This window comes from Pseudomonas sp. Ost2 (assembly GCF_018326065.1).
Lineage (GTDB): Bacteria > Pseudomonadota > Gammaproteobacteria > Pseudomonadales > Pseudomonadaceae > Aquipseudomonas > Aquipseudomonas gingeri.
Genome location: NZ_AP021904.1, coordinates 2,542,537 through 2,566,259, shown reverse-complemented (window position 1 = coordinate 2,566,259; position 23,723 = coordinate 2,542,537). Strand labels below are relative to the sequence as shown.

Genomic DNA, 23,723 nt, shown 5'->3' with positions numbered 1-23,723 from the left:
ATTATTCATGCTCATCGCCTGGGGTCAGTGGGCTGCCAACGGGATATAGGGCAAGGCCTTGCGGGAAATTTCGTCGAGCGACTCCGGGTAACCCGCATCGGCATAACGCATCACCCCGACGCTGGTGTCATTGGTCATCACCAGCTGCAAGCGCTGTGCCGCGGCCTCGCTGCCATCGGCCACGGTGGTCACGCCGGAGCTGGTCATATAGCCGCTGTAGCCGCCGCCACCGGAGTGGATCACCACCAGGTCGGCCATCGAGCAGCAGTTCATCAGCGCGTTGAGCAACGGCCAGTCGGCGATGGCGTCGGAACCGTCGCGCATGTTCTCGGTCATGATGTTCGGATGGGCCATGGCGCCGGCATCCAGGTGATCGCGGCTGAAGGCGATCGGGCCCTTGAGCCGACCGTCGGCGACCATGCGGTTGACCTCCAGCGCCAACTCGGTGCGCTCACCGTGGCCCAGCCAGGCGATCCGCGCCGGCAAGCCTTCAAATGGCACGTACTGGCGCGCCAGATGAATCCAGTTGCTGACGATCCGGTTATCGGCGAATCGCTGCAGCAGGTAGTCGTCGATCACGCGGATATCGTCACTGTCGTTGGACAGCGCCATCCAGCGAAACGGCCCGATGGCCCGGCAGAACAGCGGCCGCAGATAGGCCTCGGTAAAGATCGGAATCTCGAAGGCCCGGGACACGCCGCCCTGATGGGCGTGGGTACGGATCAGGTTGCCGTTGTCGAACACCACCGCGCCACGGTCCTTGAAGCCGAGCATGGCTTCCACATGGGCGACGATGGAACGGCGGCTGGCGTCCATCAGGCCATTGATATCGCTTTCACGCTGCTGCCTGACCTGCTCCAGGCTGTAGCCGGCCGGCACGTAGCCATAGACCAGGTCGTGGGCGGCGGTCTGGTCGGTGACGATATCGGGGACGATGCCCCGCGCGAGGATCTGCGGATAGATCTCGGCAGCGTTGCCCAGCAGGCCGACGGAGATCGGCACGCGTTTCGCCCGGGCGTCGGCGATCATCGCCAGGGCGCTGTCGAGGTCCGGCGCCTGGTGTTGCAGGAAGCCGATCTTCATGCGCTTGTCGAGGCTCTTCTGGTTGACCTCGACGGTGAGGATCGTCGCGTTGCACATGGTGCCGGCCAGGGGTTGCGCGCCGCCCATGCCGCCGAGGCCGGCGGTGAGAATGAAGCGCCCGGTCAGGTCACCGTTGAAGTGCTTTTCAGCGATACGCGAGAAAATCTCGTAGGTGCCCTGGATCACTCCTTGTGAGCCAATGTACTGCCAGGCGCCGGCCGTCAGCCCTCCCCAGCAGATCAGGTTGTCTTTTTCCCACTGGTAGAAATTTTCCGCCTTGGCCCACTGACCGACCATATTGCAGTTGGCCATGATCACCAGCGGCGCATTCGCGTGGGTCTGCAACAAGCCGATGGGCTTGCCGGACTGGATCATCAGCGTCTGGTCTTCACGCATGGTTTTCAGCGCGTGGACGATGGCATCGTGGGACGGCCAGTCCCGCGCCGCACGGCCCAGGGCGGCATAGACCACCAGTTCCTCAGGGTTTTCGCCCACCGCCAAAACGTTTTCCAGCAGGCGCAACAGGGCTTCCTGGCGCCAGCCGCGGCACCGCAGTTGGTTACCGCCGGTCACGGTGAAAGACTTGCTCATGACCGCGCTCCCTGATCCAGGTAGCTGAACAATTCAATCCCCAGGGTCTTCTCCACCGAGGGGTACACCGCCGGGTCAATCACCGACGAAGACAGTGGAATCTGCCGATGGTGAATATGGAAAATCACCACTTCCATGCCCGGCTTGAGCTGACCGGCGCTGATGGGGTTGCCCTGCATATCCAGGGTGGTGATCACGTCCGGGTAGGTCGCCAGTCGCTGGCCCTGGGCATCGTCCACCGCCATGTGTTCATTCATCACATGCACCCGGCACATCCCGCTGCCCTGGCCGATATCCACCACCCCCACATCGAACGCTTCGTCGGTGTAGCGCAAGGTGTTGGCCGTGACCTTGCCACTGCCGAGAATGTGCCCGCCGGTGTAGCTGCAGATCGCGTCGATCACCGCGCTGCCGCCCTTGCCGCCGGCGGCGATGATCGCCTCGCCCAGGCCGAGGGCCTGGCTGATACCGCCGAGCGCGGCGTGCTGGCGAACATAGGAAGCGGGAATCGGGTTGCGGCAACTGGCGATAAAGCCACCCGACATGTCGGACGCCTTGCGCAGGATCGGTGAGACTTTGGCGGTGGCGCCCTTGACCACCAGTTCGATGTAGGCGTTGTTCTTGCGGTTGCCGCCCACGGCGGCCTGGATCATCGGTTCCGTGCTGGACGCCAGCCCCAGGGAGCCCATGTCGCCGGTGGGGTGCGCCCGCAGATCGCCGACGGCATCGATGACCTTGGTGCCGAGAATCGCCGACGGCAACCAGCCGTTGAGGGTGCTGGACATGCCGTTCTGGCCGACGATCAGGCCATGGATCGGCGCGCCCAGCTCCTGCTGTACCAACTGCACGGCCTTGACGTAATCGACGCCGAGCATCTGCCAGTCGGTGAGGCCACCGGGCGCACCGATGGCGGCGGCCGTGGCGATCCAGGCGTCATCCGCCACTTCATCCAGGCTGACCAGTTCCGGCCGGCCGATGGTCACGGCCAGACGACCCAGTTCCAGGCCATGCTCGACCCAGCCACCGCCCCCACAAGCGAAGACGGAACCGCCCTTCACCGCGGCGTCCACATCCTTCAGCGTCAACACGCGCCCCATGTCTATTTCCTCTTTCGGCCTGTCTGATTATTCGTCGCGCACCGGCTCCAAAAGCCTTGGCCAATGGGTGGTTGCGCTGCATGGAGCCGATACTAGGGGGCGTTCAATCGTGTTGTCGTATTACTTTTTATTGCTTACGCATAACAGAATGTTAAGGATTTTTCTGACGCACTCGTAGGCCGATCAACCCTGAACCTTTACCGCTTCCAGGGTCTCGATAAAGCGCTGGGCCAGGCGCGACAACGGTTCGTACATGCCGTGGACGATGCTGATCGGCGTGTTCGCCGTGGGCTCCACCGGACGGAACACCACGTTGGTCCACACCGGCCCCAGGGCGGTGATTTCATCGAGCAGGGCGATGCCCGCCCCGGCCTGTACCAGTGCACAGGCCACGTGAATCTGCTGCACCTCCACCGCCGAACGCAGGACGATATTGCGCTCGGCCAGCAGCTTCCTCACCAGGCGGCCGACGGGAATGTCGGTGCCGTAGCCAATGAACGGCTGATCCACCAGGTCCTCCAGTTGAATCACCGATTTGGCCGTCAGCGGGTGATCCACCGGTAGCGCAGCCACCAGGCGGTTTTCGTACAGCTCGCGGGATTCGACATTGGGATGGCCTTCGTGCAGGAAGGCGATGCCCAGCTCCACCTGCTGGGTGATCACCGCCTGCAGCAGCACATCGGGGATCATCGTGTGCAGGATCACCCGTGCCTCGGGCAATTCACGGTGAAAGCGGGCGATGGCCGCCGGAATCAGGCTCAGCCCCAGGCTGGGGCTGCAGGCGATGCGCAGGTGGCCCATGCGATTCTGGATCAGGTCTTCGGCCACCTCATTGACCCGCTGCACCCCCTGGTACACCGAGTTGACCTCGGCAAACAGAATGCGCGCCTCGGGCGTGGGGTACAGCCGTCCCTTGATGCGCTCGAACAGCACCAGGCCCAGGCGCTGTTCGGTGTAGGACAACAACCGTGACACCGCCGGCTGTGACACGTGCAGCAGTTTGGTGGCGCCGCTGATGGAGCCGGTCAGCATGATGGCGCGAAACACTTCGATCTGCTTCAGGTTCACTTCGGTCGCTCCCGCAAAAGGCATAACAACGTGTTATGCATGAGCAATAAACAAGCATAAGACATGATGAAAACGCGCAACTTACACTGGCCCCCTCATCGGTACAAGACGACAAGAAAGGCCTGTCGCTTCTGGCTTTTCCAGACGCAAACAGGCAACTGAACGAGGGTTCCAAGCACATGGGCGAGTACGATTTACTGGTGTTGGGCAACCTGGTCGATGCAGACCGGGTAACCGAAAACGGTTGGTTGGCGGTGCGCGACGGCAAGATCGCCGCCAGCGGCAACGGCCAGCCGCCACAGGCGCGGGAGGTGCTGGATGCACGGGGCAAATGGGTGTTGCCCGGGGTGATCGACGGCCAGGTTCATTCCGGCAGCCAGGCCAACCAGGAAGGCCTGGGCTGGGCCTCGCGGGCGGCCGCCGCCGGCGGGATCACCGTGATGGTGGACATGCCCTACGACGACCCGGAGCCCATGGCCTGCCGCGAGTTGCTGGAAGGCAAGATCGCCGAGGTGGAGCGCGATTGCCATGTGGACGTGGCGCTGTTCGGCACCCTGAACAAGACCCATGGGTTCGCCGCCGCGGCCGGGCTGATCGAGGCTGGTGTGTGTGCCTTCAAGTTCTCCACCTTCGAGGCCAGCCCCGGCCGTTTCCCGCGCGTGGAAGAAGACGATCTGCAGACCGCCTTCGAACTGATCGCCCCCAGCGGCCTGGCCTGCGCCGTGCACAACCAGATGCAGGAACTGACCCGCAAGAACATCCAGGCCTTGCAGGCGGCCAACGACACCGGCTGGGACGCGTTCCTTCGCGCCCATACGCCGCTGATCGAAGACCTGGCCACGGTGCAGATCTATGAAATCGGCGCCCAGACCGGCGCCCGCGCCCATGCGGTGCATGTCTCCACCTCCCGAGGCTTCGAGCTGTACCAGATGTACAGGAACGCCGGGCACGACGTCAGCATCGAGAGCTGTGTGCAGTACCTGATGCTCAACCACGAGGAACACACCCGCCGCTTCGGCGCCAGGACCAAGCACTACCCGCCGATTCGTCCCAGGGCCGAGTCGGAAAAACTCTGGGGGCATATCGCCGAAGGACGTTGCACCTTCGTCTCGTCCGACCACGTGAGCTGGGGCCTGGAGCGCAAGGGCAATCCGGATGTGTTCAAGAACGCCTCCGGTGGCCCGGGCCTGGAAACCCTGCTGCCTGCCTTGTGGACCGGTTGCGAGCAGCATGGTCTGCCGCCCACCACCGTCGCCCAACTGCTGTGCCGCAATCCCGCCCGGCACTTTCTGCTGGATGACCGCAAGGGTTCGTTCGAGGAGGGCAAGGATGCCGACTTCGTGATTCTCAACCCGCAAAAATACCGCTTCGACCCGAGCACCAGCCTGTCCGCCGTGACCTGGAGCGCCTTCGAAGGCATGGAGTTCAGCGTGCGCGTCGAGGCCACCTATTGCCGGGGCCAGGCCGTGTTCAAAAACCACACGATCATCAACCAGGCCGGCTATGGACGCTTCCTGCGCCCCCGCGCCAACACCGTGGAAGCCAACCAATGAACGTCACTGACCTGATCAACTCCGAACGCCTGTGGGCACGCACTGTGCGTCTGTCCGAATTCACCCGCGACGACATGCCCTGGACCCGCCGGGCCTTCAGCCCGTTGTTCATGCAAGCGCGCGAGTGGCTGACCGCGCAGATGGAAGAAGCCGGTCTCAGCGTGCATCTTGACGCCGGCGGCAACCTGATCGGCCGCCGCGAAGGCCGGAAAAACCTGCCCGCGCTGGTCACCGGTTCCCATTGCGACACCGTGGTCAGCGGCGGGCGATATGACGGCATTATCGGCGTGCTGGCCGGTATCGAAATCGCCCAGCGTTTCCAGGAACAGGGTATCGAGCTGGATCATCCCCTGGAGGTGATCGACTTCCTTTCCGAAGAACCCAGCGACTATGGCATCTCCTGCGTGGGCAGCCGCGCCTTTTCCGGAGAGCTGGACGCCGGCCAACTGGCGGCCAGAAACCAGGCGGGCGAAACCCTCGCCGAAGGCATGCGCCGTATCGGCGCGCGACCGGAGGCCCTCGCTCGCCCCCTGCGCCAGCCGGGAGAAACCGCCGCGTTTGTCGAGTTGCACATTGAACAAGGACCGGTGCTGGAACGGGCCGGTCTGCCGATTGGTGTCGTGACCCATATCGTCGGCATTCGTCGTGCGTTGATCACCGTGATCGGCCAGCCCGACCACGCCGGCACCACGCCGATGGATATCCGTCGCGATGCCCTGGTGGGCGCGGCCCATGTTATTGACCAGGTGCAGCGCATGGCGGCGACACAAAGTGGCAACCCGCATTACGTGGTCGCCACCGTTGGCCGCATCGCCATGACGCCGAATGTGCCCAACGCCGTGCCGGGCTGGGTCGAGCTCATGCTGGAAGTGCGCAGCGACAGCCAGCAGGTGCTGGATACCTTTCCGGAAGCCATCATGGCCGAGAGCGAGACACGCCTTGAGGCGTTGCTACTGGAGGCCAAGATGGAACATGTCAGCCGCGCCCGCCCCACCCAGTGTTCGGAAATGGTGATGCAGGCCATCACCGAAGCCGCCGATGGCCTGGACCTGCCCAACCGTCGCCTGCCCAGCGGCGCCGGGCATGACGCGGTCTATGTGGCGCCGATCGGCCCCGTCGGCATGGTGTTTATTCCGTGCCTGAATGGCCGCAGCCATTGCCCGGAAGAGTCGATCACCGAAGAGCAACTGGCCCGCGGCGCGGCGGTATTGGCTCAGAGCCTGATCAATCTGGACAAGCGCCTGGGGTAAGGCGGAACACCTCCACAAAAACGGCACCCACGGTGCCGTTTTTTTTTCAGATACCGTATTGGCATTCTGCGCAACATTGGCCGATGCTTTTGCCTGGCCGCAGGCCGCACGGCAAAACACGTTGCTGACAAGGGAATTGACGACGCAATGACTGACCGCGAACAACTCCATCGAGACGGCTATGCATTACTTCGTCGGGCCATCCCGGCCGAGTGGCTGGCCGACCTGCGTGACGTGTTCGAGGCGGGCGTGAAACCACCGGACCAATGGCCGGTGCCACGTGGCATGGACTGGCGCCATTCGCTGCTGGACATTGACTCGAAGGTTCAGGCGGTGTGTCGCCTGCCGCAGGTGCTCGCGGTGGTGGGCGAGTTGATCGCCGAGCGCTTCTTTCTCTCCCAGGTGGAAGGCCGCGAGCCCCTGGCCGGTGGCGGTCATCAGCAGTTGCACCGCGATTTGTCGGCGCAACGACCAGGCGACATCGTCATCGCCCTGGCCTACTTCGACGATTATGGCCCCGAAAACGGCGCGACCCGTATCGTCCCCGGCAGTCATCGTCCCGGGCCGGGAGAATCGCCACTGGATTTCAATGACGAGTGCGGCTCCGTGCAGCTTGCAGGTTGCGCGGGCGATATCCTGGTGTTTGATGCCGACCTCGTGCACGCGGGCAGCCTGAACGCCAGCGGCGCCCATCGTCGCTCCCTGCTGATCAGCTATTACGCGGAATCGCTGTATGCGTCGCACCTGGAAACGGCGAGCCTGCGAAACATTCGCATGGACACGCACGATCGGTTCGACCCGCCGCCGTCCGTTGCCCCGCCACTCTAGCGTAATCCTCTTGAATACTTGCCTGATCCTCCGAGCATGCCGACCTATGGTTGGGAAACCCTGTGCACGCGAGCTAGAGTCAAGACATGAAGGATTTAGCCGACACGCCCCATTCAAGCTCGCGCCAGGCATGGCACCTGGCATCGAGCATCGACCCGCACACCCATGAGCCGGGGGATTTCCCGACGGCCATTGCCGGCGTGTCCGTCTTTCGCCGCGACCATCCGGCACCACCCGCGGTGTGCATGGTCGAGCCCAGCCTGGTCCTGGTCGCCCGAGGTGCAAAACAACTCTGGGTCGGTGGCGAGGGCTACGTGTATGACCCCTCGCGGTTTCTGATCAACTCGCTGGATCTCCCCGCCAACTCTCAGGTGCTCGTCGCCAGTGCCCAGCAACCCTGCGTCGGACTGGTGATGAAGCTGGACGTCGCCATGCTCGCCGAGCTGATCGCCAAGGGCGGCCTGCCGTCGACACGCGACCGTGCCCAGGGCAAAGGCGTGGGGATCGGCACTATGACCGCTGCGCTGGAGGAAGCGATCGGGCGCCTGCTGGGGTTGCTGGATGAACCCGAGACGATTCCGGTGCTGGGCCCGCTGATCCTGCGCGAGATCCACTATCGCCTGCTGAACAGCAACCAGGGGCCGCGGCTTCGACGCATGACCGCCGTGGATGGCCAGGGCTATCGCATCGCCAAGGCCATCGATTGGCTCAAGCGGAACTACACCGAAGCTCTGCGCATCGAAGAATTGGCCGCTCGGGTACAGATGAGCCCGCAGACTTTTCATCACCACTTTCGCCAGCTCACCGCCATGAGCCCGCTGCAGTACCAGAAATGGCTACGCCTGACCGAAGCACGGCGGCTGATGCTCAGTGAGCGCCTGGATGTATCGCGAGCCGCGTTTGCCGTGGGCTACGAGAGCCCGTCGCAGTTCAGCCGTGAATACGCGCGGCTGTTCGGCGATACGCCCAGGCGCGATATCGCCCTGCTGCGCGGTCAGGTGTTCGAGACGGATACGACGACATCGAGCACGGCATGACGCTTGTGCAATGGCGATGCGCTTCGCTGCCCATCGCCCCTTATAACAACGACACATCAACCGATGATCAGCGGGTTAGCCATGGAACTACGAATCAACCAGAAGAGTTATCAGGTCGACGCCGACGCCGATACGCCCCTGCTGTGGGTGATCCGCGATGATCTGGGCCTGACCGGCACCAAGTACGGCTGCGGACTGGCGCAGTGCGGGGCCTGTTCGGTGCTGGTGGACGGCAACGTGGTGCGCGCCTGCGTCACGCCGGTAGCCGGCGTGGTCGGCCGCGAGGTCACCACGATCGAAGCCATCGAGGCCGATGAGGTGGGCAAGCGCGTGGTCGCGGCCTGGGTCGAGCATCAAGTTGCCCAGTGCGGTTACTGCCAGTCCGGCCAGGTCATGGCAGCCACGGCGCTGCTCAAGCACACCCCACGTCCCAACGACGAGCAGATCACCGCGGCGATGGTCAACCTGTGCCGCTGCGGCACCTATAACGCCATTCATGCCGCCGTGCACGACCTCGCGGCACAACCCGCGAAAGGAGACGCATGATGAGCGCGCACATCGATCCCCTTGAAAACGCCCTGGGCGAGCCGATCAACCTCTCGCGCCGGCGTTTCCTGGCAGGTACCGCCGTAGGCGCCCTGGTGCTCGGCTTCGGCCTGCCGCTGGGTTCGGCCAGGGTGCAGGCGGCCGTTGCGGCCGCCGAGCGCGGGACACAGGTGCCGGCATTCCTGGAGATCCGCCCGGACAACACCGTGCGTCTGCTCTGCTCGTTCATGGAAGGCGGACAAGGCACCTACACCGCCATGGCGCAGATCGTCGGCGAAGAACTGGACGCAGACCCCGCCACCTTTGTGGTCGACAGCGCGCCTCCCGGCGACGTCTACGTGGTGATGGACAACGGCATGCGCATCACTGGCGGCAGCATGTCGGTGCGCACCAGCTACCCGACCATGCGTCGCCTCGGGGCTCTGGCCCGGGCCATGTTGCTGCAGGCCGGCGCGCAGAAACTCGGGGTGCCGGTGGGCGAGCTATCCACCGAGCCGGGCAAGGTGATCCATGCCGCGTCCGGGCGTTCGGTCGCCTATGGCGAGCTGGCCGAGCACGCCATGGACCTGCCGGTACCGGATCCCGCCAGTGTAAAACTGCGCGACCCGAGCCAGTTCCGCTGGATCGGCAAGCCGGTCAAACGTGTCGACGCCTACGACAAGTCCACCGGCAAGGCCCTGTACAGCATCGACTTGAAGGTCGACGGCATGCTCCACGCCGCCGTCCAGCACGCCCCACGCCTGGGCATGACGGTCGGTGGCCTGCGCAACGAAGAACAGGTCAAGGCCATGAAGGGCGTGCACTCGGTGCATCAGTTGCCCGGCGCGGTGGCCGTGGTGGCCGAACGCTGGTGGCACGCCAAGCGCGCGGTGGAAGCGATCCAGGTCGATTGGCAGGAGCCTGCGGCCGACACCCAGGTACGGCCAATGCCCGCGGACTTTTCCAGCGATGCCTTTGTACAGCGCCTTGCCGCCGAGCAGGGGCCGGGCCGCGACGCGGAAAATGAAGGCGATGTCGCCGCCACCCTGGCCAACGCGAAAACCCGTGTCGAGGCGACGTACCACAACCAGTACCTCAATCACGGCCAGCTGGAGCCGCCCTCCGCCCTGGCGCGCTTCAATGCCGACGGTTCGCTGGAGGTCTGGCTGCCCAACCAGGCGCCCGACATGTTCCGCAACGACATCGCGAAACGTACCGGCCTTGATCCGTCCCGGATCACCTTGCACTCGCCCCTGCTGGGTGGCTTTTTCGGGCGCCATTTCCTCTACGACTCGGCCAACCCCTACCCGCAGGCCATTGCCTTGGCCAAGGCCGTGGGGCGCCCGGTCAAGCTTATCTGGAGCCGCGAAGAAGAGTTCCTGCGCGATGCGCTGCGCCCCATCGCCGCGGTCAGGTTCCGCGCGGCACTGGACAATGACGGCCTGCCCGTCGCCATCGAGGCGATCAGCGCCACCGAAGGTCCCAGCGAAGCCCTGGCGGGCAAACAGGGCGAAAAGCTCGACCCCACCGCCCTCGAAGGGTTGGCGGGCAAGTCCTACGCCATCGCCAACAAACGCATCGCCCAGGTCTACGTCAAGGGGCCGGTCATGCTCGGCTACTGGCGCTCGGTGGGCAATTCGCTCAACGACTTTTTCTACGAGGCCTTCCTCGATGAACTGGCCGACAAAGGCGGCAAGGACCCGTTCGAATTGCGCCTGCACCTGCTGCGCGGCAACCCGCGCCTGACTCACTTGCTGCAAACCGTCGGCGAGCTGTCGGGAGGCTGGAAACGCGGCCCGTTCACCGCCGAAGACGGCACCCGGCGCGCCCGGGGCGTGGCCATGGCGTCGCCGTTCGGCACCCAGACCGCGGTGATCGCCGAGGTGTCGATCGACAAGGGCCAGGTCAAGGTGCACGACATCTGGCAAGCCATCGACCCTGGCAGCATCGTCAACCCCGCCATCGTCGAAGCCCAGGTCAACGGTGCCGTGGCCCTGGGCCTGTCCCAGGTGCTGGTGGAAGAAGCGGTGTATGTCGACGGCAAGCCCCGCGCGCGCAATTACGACCTGTACCCGATCCTGCCACCGTCACGCATGGCGCGGGTGCACGTGCGTATCGTCGAGAGCGGGGAAAAGATGGGCGGCGTCGGCGAGCCGCCGCTGCCGGCAGTGGCGCCCGCCGTGGCCAACGCGGTGGCGCGGCTGACCGGCCAGCGCATCCGCAGCATGCCCCTGAGCCGATACACCTTCGCCTGAACGGCGCCGGAGCCTTTATGAAGAACAGCCGATTCGCAAGAACCGCTGGCTGGCTGGCCGTGCCGTGCCTGGTCGCGGCAGGCCTGCTGGCCTGGTACGTCACCCGCGAGCCGACCTCGCCCCTGGCAAGCGATCAGGCCGCCGAGGCCCGCTTCGACCCGGCCCTGGTCGCTCGTGGCGAGTACGTCGCCCGCCTCAGCGACTGCGTGGCCTGCCACAGTGTGCCGGGCGGTGCGCCCTTCGCCGGTGGCCTGGAGATGGCCACGCCGCTGGGCGCGATTCACACCACCAACGTCACTCCGGACCGCGATACCGGTATCGGCCACTATAGCCTGGCGGACTTCGACCGTGCCGTGCGCAGCGGCGTCGCTCCGGGTGGACGGCGCCTGTACCCGGCCATGCCCTACCCGTCCTACGGCAAACTCAGCGACGACGACGTGCGTGCGCTGTACGCGTTTTTCATGCAGGGTGTAGCCCCGGTCAAACAGGCCAATATCCCCAGCCAGATCCCCTGGCCGCTGAACATGCGCTGGCCTATCGCCCTGTGGAATGGCGTCTTTGCCGATACGACGCCCTACGCGGCCAAGCCGGCAAACGATGCGCTGTGGAACCGTGGCGCCTACCTCGTCCAGGGACCCGGTCATTGCGGCAGTTGCCATACGCCGCGAGGCCTGGCCTTCAACGAGAAGGCACTGGACGACTCCGGCACACCGTTCCTGGCCGGCGCCCTGCTCGACGGCTGGTACGCGCCGAGCCTGCGCGACGATCACAACACGGGCCTGGGGCGCTGGAGCGAGCCGCAGATCGTCCAGTTTCTCAAGACCGGGCGTAACCAGCACGCGGTGGTCTATGGCTCGATGACCGAGGCGTTCAACAACTCCACCCAGTTCATGAGCGACGATGACTTGCGGGCAATCGCCCGCTATCTCAAATCACTTCCCGGCGACCCCGGGCGTGACGGGCCTGCCTGGCAATACCAGGCGGTATCCGCCGCGACGCGCCAGGACACTCCCGGCGCCCACACCTATGTGACCCGTTGCGCTGCCTGTCATGGCCTGGCGGGCGAGGGTCAGCCCGAATGGATGCCACCGCTGGCCGGAGCCACCTCGGCACTGGCCGCGCATGCCGAGTCGGCGATCAATATCACCCTCAACGGCTCGCAGCGCGTGGTGGCGGCTGGCGTGCCGGATGCCTACCGGATGCCGGCATTCCGCGAGCAACTGTCGGACCAGGAAATCGCCGAGGTGCTGACGTTCGTGCGCAGCACCTGGGGCAATCAGGGGGGCGCCGTTGATGCCCAAGCGGTCGGCACGTTGCGCGGGCATACCGGTCCCGCCAGCAGCAGCCCCATCATCCTGCAGATGCGTTGAGCCTGGACATCATGGAGAGTATCGATCTGCTGGTCTTGCGCACCGCCCGGGACTGGCTCGGTGCCGGGGAACGCGTGCTGCTGGCAACCGTGGCGCGCACCTGGGGCTCGTCGCCGCGTCCCGTCGGCTCGATGATGGCCTTGCGTAACGATGGTCGTGTGGTGGGCAGCGTCTCCGGTGGCTGTATCGAGGATGACCTGATCCACCGATACACCACCGCCCATGGCGGCACGGGCCTGACAGACGGGCTGCCCGAAGTCGTGCGTTACGGTATCAGCGCGGACGAGGCCCATCGCTTTGGCCTGCCCTGCGGCGGCACCCTGGAACTGGTCCTCGAGTTCAGCCCGTCGCGACAGCAGCTCGATGAAGTCCTGAACCGGCTCGATGCCGGCAGTCTCATTCGTCGCCGGCTGGCGGTAGACACCAACGAAGTGGTCCTGGAACCGACCGCGATCCCTGAGCAGTTCAGCTTCGATGGGCAGTACATGACCAACACCCTGGGCCCCGGCTATCGCATGCTACTGATCGGCGCCGGCGCGCTGGCCGAATACCTGGCGACCATGGCGCTGTTCAACGGCTTCAAGGTGGCGGTCTGCGACCCTCGCCCCGAGTACATGGAGTCCTGGGCGGTCGGTGACGTGAAGTGCATCGTCGGCATGCCGGACGATGTCGTCCGCGCCTTTTCCGTCGACCTGCGGACCTGCATCGTCGCGCTCAGCCATGACCCCAAGCTCGACGACCTGGCGCTGCTGGAAGCCTTGCAGGGCCCCGCCTTCTACATCGGCGCCATCGGCTCGCGTCGCAACAGCCAGTTGCGCCGCGAGCGGCTGATCGAGCACTTCGCCCAGACCGAAGCCTCGCTCAAGCGCCTGCGGGGGCCGATCGGCATCTACATCGGCAGCAAGACCCCGTCCGAGATCGCGGTGAGCGTCATGGCCGAAATACTGGCGGCCAAGAACGGTATCGCGTTGTCGAGCGAGGTCACGATCGACGTGGGCAAACGTGTGCATGAAGCGTGAGCCAGAACGCAGCGCCCTTGTCACACCATGGGCCAGAGCAGTGATACCCCGCCAGCAAACCGGCGGGGTTGTTTGCTCAAAAAAGCCCCGCCCACTCATCGAGCCGGACACTTCTGCCCCGACGGGGCCGTGGGCTTGAGCATGCTCGGAAGCACCAACCCCCGCGTGCCCAGACTCACCAGCTCATACGCCGCAAAAGGGCATTTCACCTGAGTCGTGCCGTCTTTGGCGGTAATGCTATTGATGCCCATGAACACCTCATAGTTCTTGCCCTTTTCAAAGGTAAAAACAGCGGCCTGCTCCGAACATTGCATATAGCTACTGCCATAGGTGCCCGCCTGCAGCGTCTGCAGCGCCAGCACAAATGGCTTGCCCGCCGGCACCCGGTATTCGGCCACGATTTCCGAATAGTTGCCTTCAGCCATTCTTATCGCGCCCAGATAGTCACTCAGTTTCGGCGCAAAACGGGCGGGCATATCCAGCCGCGGCGGTACCACGGGTGACTGCGGGTAGTTGATTGATGGCAGGTGATCGCCATAGAAGCGCCCTGCCCTGGCCAGGCCCTGCTCATTCCCCACACAGCCGTCGTACACGCCACCCCGTACCTCGCCATTGGTGATAACGCGAAGCTGAGCGGTGTCGGTACCTGGAGCCGGCTCGACATAGGGGACCCACGGCCGCATGCCACAGGCAGTGAGCAGGATCAGGCCGGCATACAGAGGAATATGCTTCAGGAACATGAGACCAGCCCCTCGCAAACGACAGAGGCGGTATGGAGATGCGCCAGACGGGTAATGTGCATAGATCCCTCTACAGGTGTTTCAGGTGGGCGGGCTTCAAAAGTGACGCACATGAAAAAGCCCAACCTTTCTTCGGGCTGATGTTTTGATTTTATTTTGATTCTGTTTTGATTGTGATGCCGCAAAAGAAAACGGCTCAATCACCGTAAGTGCTTGAGCCGTCTACTAAATTATTGGTCGGGACGGAGTGATTCGAACACTCGACCCCTTGCACCCCATGCAAGTGCGCTACCGGGCTGCGCTACGCCCCGACACTGAGTAGCTGTGCTTTCAAACCTCTGAAAGCGATTAGGAATCTAACCTAACCTTTTGAATTTTGGAAGTATTATTTCCAAAAAATTTACTTCTTCAGTACCACCAGCACATCCTCCAGCTCGGAAATCATCTGGCGGATCAGCTGTTTGTACTGGGTGCTGTCGTCCTTGGCCTCGTCACCGGAGAGACGCAGACGCGCCCCGCCGATGGTGAATCCCTGGTCGTACAGCAAGGCGCGGATCTGACGGATCATCAGCACGTCATGGCGCTGATAATACCGACGATTACCACCACGCTTGGCGGGGTTGAGTTGAGGAAACTCTTGTTCCCAGTAACGCAGCACGTGCGGTTTTACCGCACACAGCTCGCTGACTTCACCAATGGTGAAGTAGCGTTTGCCTGGGATCGGCGGGAGCTCGTCGTTATGACTTGGTTCCAGCATAGGCCTCAACTCGGGCTTTCAACTTCTGCCCTGGACGAAAGGTGACCACACGGCGAGCCGTGATCGGGATTTCTTCTCCCGTTTTTGGATTGCGGCCAGGCCGCTGGCGTTTGTCCCGCAGATCAAAATTGCCGAATCCCGACAGTTTGACCTGCTCGTTGTCTTCGAGAGCGTGTCTGATTTCTTCAAAAAACAGTTCGACCAATTCCTTGGCCTCACGTTTATTCAGACCCAGCTCTTCGTAGAGACGTTCCGCCATTTCAGCTTTCGTCAGAGCCCCCATACGTCACTTCCTTAACGTGGCGTTCAACCTGGTTTCAAGCGAGGTGAGGATATTTTGCGTCGTGGAATTCACCTCATCGTCATTAAGAGTGCGCGATGGATGCTGCCAGGTCAAGCCAACTGCAAGGCTTTTTCTATGCGGATCAATGCCTTTACCCTCATAGACGTCAAAGAGCCTGAGCTCTGTGAGCCATTCGCCTGCATTTTCTCGAATTACGTCCAGTACGGCACTGGCCGCCACGCCCTTGTCTGCCAGCAGCGCAAGGTCACGACGCACTTCAGGGAAACGCGACAACTCGCTGAATTTCGGCATTTTGCCCAGAGCCACTTCAGCCAGAACCAGCTCGAACACGAAGACCGGACGGTCGAGACCGAGGGTTTTCGACAATTCGGGGTGGATTGCGCCGATGAAACCGACCAGGCGCCCTTCCCGCTCGATGCGCGCGGTCTGACCCGGATGCAGCGCGGGGTGTTTGCCCGGCACGAAGGTGAACGAGTCCAGGGCACCGGCAAAGCCCAGCAACGCTTCCACGTCAGCCTTGACGTCGAAGAAGTCGACGGTGTCGCGCCCCTGTGCCCAGCCTTCCGGCAGACGGCTGCCGCAGACCACACCGGCGAGCATCGGCTCTTGCTTCAGGCCTTCCAGCTGACCGACGAAACGCAGGCCGCTTTCGAACAGACGGACGCGATCCTGCTGGCGGTTCAGGTTGTGCTGCAGCGCCTTGACCAGACCCGGCCACAAGGACGAACGCATGGCCGCCATGTCGTTGGAGATCGGGTTGGCCAGCAACAGCGGCTCGACGCCGGGGTTGAACAGTTCGAACTGCTTCGGATCGATGAAGCTGTAGGTGATCGCTTCCTGGTAACCACGAGCCACCAGCAGACGACGCAGCTCAGGCAGGTCGCTACGGGCTTCTGCCTTGGCTTTCGGGGCCAGACGGGCCTGCGGGTAACGAACCGGCAGGCGGTTGTAGCCGTACAGCCGCGCCAGCTCTTCGATCAGGTCGACTTCCAGGCTGATATCGAAGCGATGACTAGGTACTTCGACCTGCCACTGCCCCGCGCCGCTGGCAACAATGCCCAGGCCCAGGCCGGACAGCAGACGCTCAACCTGAGGAGCATCCATTTCCATGCCCAGCATCTGGGTGATGCGCTCGGCACGCAGGGTCACCGGGGCAATGGCCGGCAGATGCGCTTCACTGACGGTTTCGATGATCGGACCGGCTTCGCCACCGGTGATTTCCAGCAGCAGGCCGGTGGCGCGCTCCATGGCTTCACGGGCCAGTTGCCAATCCACGCCACGCTCGTAGCGATGCGAGGCATCGGTGTGCAGGCCGTAGGAACGGGCCTTGCCAGCGACGGCGATCTGGTCGAAGAAAGCGCTTTCGAGGAAGATGTCACGGGTGGTCGCGGTGTTGACGCCGCTGTGCTCACCGCCCATCACGCCGGCAATCGCCAGGGCGCGGGTGTGGTCGGCAATCACCAGGGTATCGCTACGCAGGCTGACTTCCTGACCGTCGAGCAGTACCAGCTTCTCGCCCTCTTCCGCCATCCGCACGCGGATACCGCCGTTGATTTCGGCGAGGTCGAACGCGTGCAGCGGCTGGCCCAGTTCGATCATCACGTAGTTGGTGATGTCGACGGCGGCATCGATGCTGCGCACGTCGGAACGACGCAGACGCTCGACCATCCACAGCGGGGTCGGCTTCGACAGGTCGACATTGCGGATCACGCGGCCCAGGTAACGCGGGCACGCTGCCGGCGCCAGGACTTCGATCGAACGCACTTCGTCATGCACGGCGGGCACCGCCGCCACGACTGGACGAGTGACCGGAGCGGCATACAGCGCGCCGACTTCACGGGCCAGACCGGCCAGGGACAGGCAGTCGCCACGGTTCGGGGTCAGGTCGACCTCGATGCTCGCGTCGTCCAGGTTCAGGTAGACACGAATGTCTTCGCCCACCGGCGCATCGGCCGCCAGTTCCATCAGGCCGTCATTGCCTTCGCCGATCTGCAGTTCGGCTTGCGAGCACAGCATGCCGTTGGACTCGACGCCGCGCAGCTTGGCTTTCTTGATCTTGAAGTCGCCGGGCAGTTCGGCACCGATCATCGCGAACGGGATCTTCAAGCCCGGGCGCACATTGGGCGCGCCACAGACGACCTGGAAGGTCTCCGAACCGTTGCTGACCTGGCAGACGCGCAGCTTGTCGGCATCCGGGTGCTGTTCGGTGCTGAGCACCTCGCCGACGATCACGCCGCTGAAGGCACCGGCGGCCGGGGTCACGCTATCGACCTCGAGGCCGGCCATCGACAGACGAGCAACCAGCTCGTCGCGGCTCACCTGCGGGCTTACCCAGCCGCGCAGCCATTGTTCACTGAATTTCATCCTGTTCTCCTAATAGATTCGTTACGACTAGCGAAATTGCGCGAGGAACCGCAAGTCGTTGTCGAAGAACAGACGCAAGTCGTTCACGCCGTAACGCAGCATGGCCAGACGCTCGACGCCCATGCCGAAGGCAAAGCCCTGGAACTCTTCCGGATCGATGCCGGACATGCGCAGCACGTTCGGGTGCACCATGCCGCAGCCCATGACTTCCAGCCAGCCGGTCTGCTTGCAGACGCGGCAGCCTTTGCCGCTGCACATCACGCATTCCATGTCGACTTCAGCGGACGGCTCGGTGAATGGGAAGTACGAAGGACGGAAACGCACCGCCAGCTCTTTCTCGAAGAACACCCGCAGGAACTCTTCGATGGTGCCTTTGAGATCGGCGAAATTGATGTCGCGATCGACCAGCAGGCCTTCGACCTGGTGGAACATCGGCGAGTGGGTGATATCGGAGTCGCTACGATACACACGGCCTGGGCAGACGATGCGGATCGGCGGCTTCTGCGATTCCATGGTGCGGACCTGTACCGGCGAGGTGTGGGTGCGCAACAGCATGTTCGCGTTGAAATAGAAGGTGTCATGCATCGACCGGGCCGGGTGATGGCCTGGGATGTTGAGCGCTTCGAAGTTGTGGTAATCGTCTTCCACCTCGGGACCTTCGGCGATGCCGTAGCCGATGCGGGTGAAGAATTGTTCGACGCGTTCCAGAGTCCGGGTAACCGGATGCAGACCGCCCGAGGTCTGGCCGCGGCCAGGCAGGGTCACGTCAATGGACTCGGCGGCGAGTCTGGCAGCCAGATCCGCCTCCTCGAACGACGCCTTGCGCGCATTGAGAACCTCTGTGACACGTTCCTTGGCAACGTTGATCAGGGCGCCGACTTGCGGACGCTCTTCTGCCGGCAGGCTCCCCAGGGTCTTCATCACCTGAGTCAGCTCGCCCTTCTTGCCAAGGTAGTGAACCCGGATTTGCTCCAGGGCATTGATGTCTTCAGCGCTTTGCACAGCCTCAAGTGCTTGAGAGACCAGTGCGTCCAGGTTTTCCATGTACAGACTCCAGATACGAAATAGGGGAAGAGCTTTAAGGCTCTTCCCCTATTTACTGACGTTTAACACCCGAACCCACAAAGGCGAACCCGGGTGATTGTCGGGGGGTACTTAAGCCAAGGTGGCTTTAGCTTTCTCGACAATCGCAGCAAACGCCGCTTTTTCGTTCACTGCCAGATCAGCCAGAACCTTACGGTCGATCTCGATGGACGCTTTTTTCAGGCCAGCGATGAAACGGCTGTAGGACAGACCGTTGATACGAGCACCAGCGTTGATACGAGCGATCCACAGAGCGCGGAACTGACGTTTTTTCTGACGACGGTCACGGTAGGCGTATTGGCCTGCCTTGATTACCGCTTGCTTGGCAACACGGAATACGCGCGAGCGAGCGCCGTAGTAGCCTTTAGCAAGTTTCAGAATTTTTTTGTGACGTTTACGGGCAATGACGCCACGCTTTACACGAGCCATGAGTTACTTCCTCTATTCTTGATCCAAAAATTAACGAAGGCGCAGCATGCGCTCGACTTTTGCCACGTCAGACGGATGCAGCAAGCTGCTACCGCGCAGTTGACGCTTACGCTTGGTCGACATTTTGGTCAGGATGTGGCTCTTGAAAGCGTGCTTGTGCTTGATACCGTTAGCAGTTTTCAGAAACCGCTTAGCAGCACCACTTTTAGTTTTCATCTTTGGCATGTTCGGATACTCCGCATTCAGTTGATAAACATAACCGCAAGGCCTGCCGTGCCCTGGTGGTTACTTCTTCTTTTTCGGGGCGATGACCATAATAAGCTGGCGTCCTTCCATCTTAGGATGCTGTTCGACCGAACCGTACTCGAGCAGGTCACCTTCAACCCGCTTGAGGAGTTCCATCCCCAGCTCCTGGTGGGCCATCTCACGACCGCGGAATCTCAAGGAAACCTTGGCCCTGTCCCCATCACTCAGGAAACGTACCAGGTTGCGCAGTTTTACCTGGTAATCCCCTTCCTCCGTCCCTGGACGAAACTTGATTTCTTTAACCTGCACTTGCTTCTGGTTTTTCTTCGCAGCAGCAATTTGCTTTTTCTTTTCGAAAATCGACTTGCCGTAGTCCATCACCCGGCAGACGGGTGGCACTGCATCGGCGGAAATCTCCACCAGATCCAGCTTGGCTTCTTCAGCAATCCGAAGCGCTTCATCAATCGAGACGATGCCAATCTGCTCGCCATCAGCGCCAATTAACCGAACCTCGCGTGCCGAGATATTCTCGTTGATCGGGGCCTTCGGTGCAGCTCGTTTATCTTGTCTCATTTCACGCTTAATAATAATTACTCCGAATCTGGGCGACCACGCCGGGAAACCGCTTGCGCGAGGAACTCGGCGAACTGGGCGACGGGCATCGAGCCCAGGTCAGCACCTTCACGAGTACGCACAGCGACAGTCTGCATCTCGACTTCCCGATCTCCGATAACCAAAAGATAGGGAACCTTGAGCAAAGTATGCTCGCGGATTTTAAAGCCGATCTTTTCATTTCTCAAGTCGGACTTGGCACGAAATCCGCTTTCGGCCAGAGTTTTTTCCACTTCGAGGGCGAAATCAGCCTGCTTGTCCGTGATATTCATGATCACGGCCTGGGTTGGCGCCAGCCACGCGGGGAACGCGCCCTCGTAGTGCTCGATCAGAATTCCGACGAAACGCTCGAACGAACCGAGGATCGCCCGGTGCAACATCACCGGGTGCTTGCGGCTGTTGTCTTCGGACACGTATTCGGCGCCGAGACGGATAGGCAGGTTGAAATCGAGCTGCAGGGTACCACACTGCCAGACGCGACCGAGACAGTCCTTCAGGGAAAACTCGATCTTCGGACCGTAGAAGGCGCCCTCGCCCGGCTGCAGGTCATACGGCAGGCCCGCGCTGTCGAGTGCCGCGGCCAGGGCATTTTCAGCCCGATCCCACAACTCGTCGGAACCCACGCGCTTTTCCGGACGGGTGGACAGCTTCATCTCGATGTCCTTGAAGCCGAAGTCGGCATAGACATCCATGGTCAGCTTGATGAACGCGGCGGATTCGGCCTGCATCTGCTCTTCGGTGCAGAAGATATGGGCATCGTCCTGGGTGAAGGCGCGCACGCGCATGATGCCGTGCAGCGCACCCGACGGCTCGTTGCGGTGGCAGGCACCGAACTCGGCCAGGCGCATCGGCAGCTCGCGGTAGCTCTTCAGGCCCTGGTTGAACACCTGCACGTGGCATGGGCAGTTCATCGGCTTGATGGCGTAGTCGCGGCTTTCCGACTCGGTGGTGAACATGTTCTCGGCGTAGTTGGCCCAGTGCCCGGACTTCTCCCAAAGGGAGCGATCGACCACTTGCGGGGTCTTGATCTCCAGGTAGCCGTTGTCACGCTGCACCTTGCGCATGTACTGCTCGAGCACCTGGTACAGGGTCCAGCCGTTCGGGTGCCAGAACACCATGCCCGGCGCTTCTTCCTGGGTATGGAACAGGCCCAGGCGCTTGCCGATCTTGCGGTGGTCGCGCTTTTCCGCTTCCTCGATGCGCTGGATGTAGGCAGCCAGCTGCTTCTTGTCCGCCCAGGCGGTGCCGTAGACGCGCTGCAGTTGCTCGTTCTTGGCGTCGCCGCGCCAGTAGGCACCGGACAGCTTGGTCAGCTTGAACGACTTCAGGAAGCGCGTGTTCGGCACGTGCGGGCCACGGCACATGTCGACGTATTCTTCGTGATAGTACAGGCCCATGGCTTGCTCATTCGGCATGTCTTCGACCAGGCGCAGCTTGTAGTCCTCGCCACGCCGGGTGAACACGTCGATCACTTCGGCGCGCGGCGTGACCTTCTTGATCACGTCGTAGTCTTTTTCGATCAGCAGCTGCATGCGCTGCTCGATCGCGGCCAGGTCGTCCGGGGTGAAAGGACGCTCATAGGCGATGTCGTAGTAGAAACCTTCGTCGATGACCGGACCGATCACCATCTTGGCCGTCGGATACAGCTGCTTGACCGCATGACCGACCAGGTGGGCGCAAGAGTGGCGAATGATCTCCAGCCCCTCTTCATCCTTGGGCGTGATGATCTGCAGCGTGGCGTCGGCGTCGATCAGGTCACAGGCATCGACCAGCTTGCCGTTGACCTTGCCGGCCACGGTGGCCTTGGCCAGGCCGGCACCGATGGATGCGGCGACGTCGGCGACGGAAACCGGATGATCGAACGAACGTTGACTGCCGTCGGGAAGAGTAATAGTGGGCATGGCGCCTCCTCTCCTAGTGGTGACCCCTACCAAAGGTCACGTGGGTTGGGATGAGCAGCCAGTACATGATCCGTCCAGCCGTTCAGTGAAGAACGCCTGCCGCACAGTGGCAGGAGCCGCAAGGCCAACCGGAAAACGAACCACCGTGACTGGAGTTCAAGAAAAAGGGTTGATGGCGGGGCATCAGTCGGGTGCAACCCGCACCGACGCCGGAAATAGCCAGGTCGGGGATGCTAGCACAGATGAACGGTCATCGCCTCGCCTGACGCACAAACTGCTAAAGTCCGCAGGTTTTGCAGCCCGGGTGAACTTGAATTGCACTCTCGCCCTCAAATACAGGGCAAGCGCTACCCAGCCCGTCGTTTTTTATCCAGAGGAGTATTCGAACATGCGCCTGACTCATCTTTTTGCCTTTGCCGCCCCCGCCCTCCTGCTGCTGCCGTTGAGCGCCCACGCGGATTGGCCCGCCGGCCAGCGCGAGGCCTACATGAAAGACTGTACCGACGCCGCCAGCAAGAGCGTCCCGGTCAATGTCGCGCAGCAACATTGCGCCTGTGGTGCCGACAGGCTCAAGGAGAAGTTCACCACCGAGCAGATCAGCCAACTGATGAACACGAAAAAAGAACCGAGTAAAGAGCTCAAGACCGATGCCCTGAACGCCATTGCCGCCTGCCGCGTCGTCAAATAGCCCCTGAAACAGGGACGTTTGTGAGGCCTTCAGGGCTGAAAACAGCCTGAAAAACAGCTTTTTCACACATTTTATGCAGCTTTTACGGCTTTTTTTATCACCGCCATTTTTACCTGCAGGCCTTTTAAACCGGGCCTCTCAGACAAACACAGCGGTAAAGAAAGCGCGACTGATTGGCAATCCGCCGCTGCGGGGGGCTCCCAAGTCGAACATTTCGACTATGATAGGCCAGTGTGCCCAGTTGGCCTGAGCAGCACAGTACTACTGAAAATATATGTTTCTTGGAGATACACCATGTCTAATCGCCAAACCGGCACCGTAAAATGGTTCAACGATGAAAAAGGCTTCGGCTTCATCACTCCTCAAGGTGGCGGTGACGACCTGTTCGTACACTTCAAAGCTATCGAAAGCGACGGTTTCAAAAGCCTGAAAGAAGGCCAGACCGTTTCCTTCGTGGCTGAGAAAGGCCAAAAGGGTATGCAAGCTGCACAAGTTCGTCCGGAGTAAGTTTCCGCGAACTGAAAAAACCCCGTCCATGTGGCGGGGTTTTTTATGGGCGCTACAAAACCGTCGGCCGATCAGCCACAGTTGACCCGCTCGACCTTGCCGGTGCTGTCGACATTGAGGTTCAGGCGGTCGGAACGGTACTCCAGCGTGACCATGTCATCCGGCCCGAGGATGCGGGCGCTTTGTGCGCCACTGCGGCTGCGCGCCTGCTCCAGCAGTTCGGCAGAGACCTGCTTGCCGATCGTGAACTCGGCGCCTTTGGCTTCACAACGGCCGCTGCCATTGCCGCTCTCGCCGGCAGGCGCACTGGCTGCCGGCGCGGAACCACTGTTCGCGCAACCCGCCAGGACCGACATGGCGAACAACGCCCCCAAAGATGCAAGCTTCCAAGGCATGAAGCCTCCTTTCAGAAAATA

At 62.2% G+C, this 23,723-nt stretch carries 23 protein-coding genes and 1 tRNA gene; 10 read left to right on the top strand and 14 right to left on the bottom strand.

The features are described 5' to 3' along the window. Positions 1 to 24: 24 nt before the first annotated feature. The 3 genes from KI243_RS11175 to KI243_RS11165 all read right to left on the bottom strand — a co-directional run bounded on the left by KI243_RS11175 (position 25) and on the right by KI243_RS11165 (position 3,839). Entirely contained in the window at positions 25 to 1,674 is a 1,650-nt protein-coding gene (locus KI243_RS11175) for a urocanate hydratase (protein ID WP_177130195.1), read from the bottom strand. Next, positions 1,671 to 2,771 (bottom strand): DUF917 domain-containing protein, encoded by a 1,101-nt coding sequence (locus tag KI243_RS11170; RefSeq protein ID WP_177130197.1) that lies wholly within the window; start codon positions 2,769 to 2,771, stop codon positions 1,671 to 1,673. The genes KI243_RS11175 and KI243_RS11170 overlap by 4 nt, the downstream gene beginning before the upstream one ends. 183 nt (positions 2,772 to 2,954) lie before the next feature. After that, a complete protein-coding gene (locus KI243_RS11165) occupies positions 2,955 to 3,839 on the bottom strand; it encodes a LysR family transcriptional regulator (RefSeq protein ID WP_017128249.1) in 885 nt (294 codons plus the stop codon). 179 nt (positions 3,840 to 4,018) lie between these two features. Between KI243_RS11165 and KI243_RS11160 the strand changes: the two genes are divergently transcribed. The 8 genes from KI243_RS11160 to KI243_RS11125 all read left to right on the top strand — a co-directional run bounded on the left by KI243_RS11160 (position 4,019) and on the right by KI243_RS11125 (position 13,676). Then, complete coding sequence (locus tag KI243_RS11160) at positions 4,019 to 5,392, top strand: amidohydrolase family protein (protein WP_212810815.1); 1,374 nt, start codon at positions 4,019 to 4,021, stop codon at positions 5,390 to 5,392. Further along, positions 5,389 to 6,642, top strand: coding sequence for a Zn-dependent hydrolase (locus KI243_RS11155; RefSeq protein WP_212810814.1), 1,254 nt, complete (start codon positions 5,389 to 5,391; stop codon positions 6,640 to 6,642). Before KI243_RS11160 ends, KI243_RS11155 begins: the two co-directional genes overlap by 4 nt. 147 nt (positions 6,643 to 6,789) lie before the next feature. After that, a complete protein-coding gene (locus KI243_RS11150; RefSeq protein WP_212810813.1) occupies positions 6,790 to 7,470 on the top strand; it encodes a phytanoyl-CoA dioxygenase family protein in 681 nt (226 codons plus the stop codon). Positions 7,471 to 7,556: 86 nt separating this feature from the next. Next, positions 7,557 to 8,507 carry an AraC family transcriptional regulator gene (locus KI243_RS11145; RefSeq protein WP_212810812.1) on the top strand — a complete coding sequence of 317 codons (951 nt, stop codon included), beginning with the start codon at positions 7,557 to 7,559 and terminating at the stop codon, positions 8,505 to 8,507. Between the two features lie 81 nt (positions 8,508 to 8,588). Next, positions 8,589 to 9,053 (top strand): (2Fe-2S)-binding protein, encoded by a 465-nt coding sequence (locus KI243_RS11140; protein WP_177130205.1) that lies wholly within the window; start codon positions 8,589 to 8,591, stop codon positions 9,051 to 9,053. Then, a complete protein-coding gene (locus KI243_RS11135) occupies positions 9,053 to 11,287 on the top strand; it encodes a xanthine dehydrogenase family protein molybdopterin-binding subunit (RefSeq protein ID WP_212810811.1) in 2,235 nt (744 codons plus the stop codon). The genes KI243_RS11140 and KI243_RS11135 overlap by 1 nt, the downstream gene beginning before the upstream one ends. A 17-nt stretch (positions 11,288 to 11,304) precedes the next feature. Beyond that, positions 11,305 to 12,657 (top strand): cytochrome c, encoded by a 1,353-nt coding sequence (locus KI243_RS11130; protein WP_212810810.1) that lies wholly within the window; start codon positions 11,305 to 11,307, stop codon positions 12,655 to 12,657. An 11-nt stretch (positions 12,658 to 12,668) separates the two neighbouring features. Continuing rightward, entirely contained in the window at positions 12,669 to 13,676 is a 1,008-nt protein-coding gene (locus KI243_RS11125; RefSeq protein ID WP_212810809.1) for an XdhC family protein, read from the top strand. Positions 13,677 to 13,771: 95 nt separating this feature from the next. On the opposite strand, the gene KI243_RS11120 is transcribed toward KI243_RS11125, so the two are convergent. From KI243_RS11120 to thrS, 10 genes are all read right to left on the bottom strand, one after another. Beyond that, entirely contained in the window at positions 13,772 to 14,416 is a 645-nt protein-coding gene (locus KI243_RS11120; protein WP_212810808.1) for an amidase, read from the bottom strand. Between the two features lie 234 nt (positions 14,417 to 14,650). Beyond that, a tRNA-Pro gene (locus tag KI243_RS11115) sits at positions 14,651 to 14,727 on the bottom strand. A gap of 89 nt (positions 14,728 to 14,816) precedes the next feature. Continuing rightward, positions 14,817 to 15,173: a MerR family transcriptional regulator gene (locus KI243_RS11110; RefSeq protein WP_017128239.1), complete on the bottom strand. Its 357-nt coding sequence runs from the start codon at positions 15,171 to 15,173 to the stop codon at positions 14,817 to 14,819. Then, positions 15,154 to 15,456: an integration host factor subunit alpha gene (gene ihfA, locus KI243_RS11105; RefSeq protein ID WP_002553164.1), complete on the bottom strand. Its 303-nt coding sequence runs from the start codon at positions 15,454 to 15,456 to the stop codon at positions 15,154 to 15,156. The genes KI243_RS11110 and ihfA overlap by 20 nt, the downstream gene beginning before the upstream one ends. Positions 15,457 to 15,459: 3 nt before the next feature. After that, the gene (gene pheT / locus KI243_RS11100) at positions 15,460 to 17,841 is read right to left on the bottom strand and encodes a phenylalanine--tRNA ligase subunit beta (protein ID WP_017128238.1); all 2,382 of its coding nucleotides are present in this window, start codon (positions 17,839 to 17,841) and stop codon (positions 15,460 to 15,462) included. A gap of 27 nt (positions 17,842 to 17,868) precedes the next feature. Next, the gene (pheS, locus tag KI243_RS11095) at positions 17,869 to 18,885 is read right to left on the bottom strand and encodes a phenylalanine--tRNA ligase subunit alpha (RefSeq protein ID WP_017128237.1); all 1,017 of its coding nucleotides are present in this window, start codon (positions 18,883 to 18,885) and stop codon (positions 17,869 to 17,871) included. Between the two features lie 111 nt (positions 18,886 to 18,996). Continuing rightward, a complete protein-coding gene (gene rplT, locus KI243_RS11090) occupies positions 18,997 to 19,353 on the bottom strand; it encodes a 50S ribosomal protein L20 (RefSeq protein WP_007905879.1) in 357 nt (118 codons plus the stop codon). 30 nt (positions 19,354 to 19,383) lie between these two features. Then, complete coding sequence (gene rpmI, locus KI243_RS11085) at positions 19,384 to 19,578, bottom strand: 50S ribosomal protein L35 (RefSeq protein WP_002553160.1); 195 nt, start codon at positions 19,576 to 19,578, stop codon at positions 19,384 to 19,386. A gap of 60 nt (positions 19,579 to 19,638) precedes the next feature. Then, positions 19,639 to 20,190, bottom strand: coding sequence for a translation initiation factor IF-3 (gene infC / locus KI243_RS11080; protein WP_177061863.1), 552 nt, complete (start codon positions 20,188 to 20,190; stop codon positions 19,639 to 19,641). Beyond that, complete coding sequence (gene thrS / locus KI243_RS11075; RefSeq protein WP_177107478.1) at positions 20,190 to 22,112, bottom strand: threonine--tRNA ligase; 1,923 nt, start codon at positions 22,110 to 22,112, stop codon at positions 20,190 to 20,192. Before thrS ends, infC begins: the two co-directional genes overlap by 1 nt. A 388-nt stretch (positions 22,113 to 22,500) precedes the next feature. On the opposite strand from thrS, the gene KI243_RS11070 reads away from it, so the two are divergent. Together KI243_RS11070 and KI243_RS11065 are read left to right on the top strand one after the other, a co-directional pair. Then, the gene (locus KI243_RS11070; protein ID WP_212810807.1) at positions 22,501 to 22,800 is read left to right on the top strand and encodes a hypothetical protein; all 300 of its coding nucleotides are present in this window, start codon (positions 22,501 to 22,503) and stop codon (positions 22,798 to 22,800) included. A gap of 294 nt (positions 22,801 to 23,094) precedes the next feature. Then, entirely contained in the window at positions 23,095 to 23,307 is a 213-nt protein-coding gene (locus KI243_RS11065; RefSeq protein WP_003179963.1) for a cold-shock protein, read from the top strand. 71 nt (positions 23,308 to 23,378) lie between these two features. On the opposite strand, the gene KI243_RS11060 is transcribed toward KI243_RS11065, so the two are convergent. Further along, entirely contained in the window at positions 23,379 to 23,702 is a 324-nt protein-coding gene (locus KI243_RS11060) for an I78 family peptidase inhibitor (RefSeq protein ID WP_042936337.1), read from the bottom strand. Positions 23,703 to 23,723: the final 21 nt, after the last annotated feature.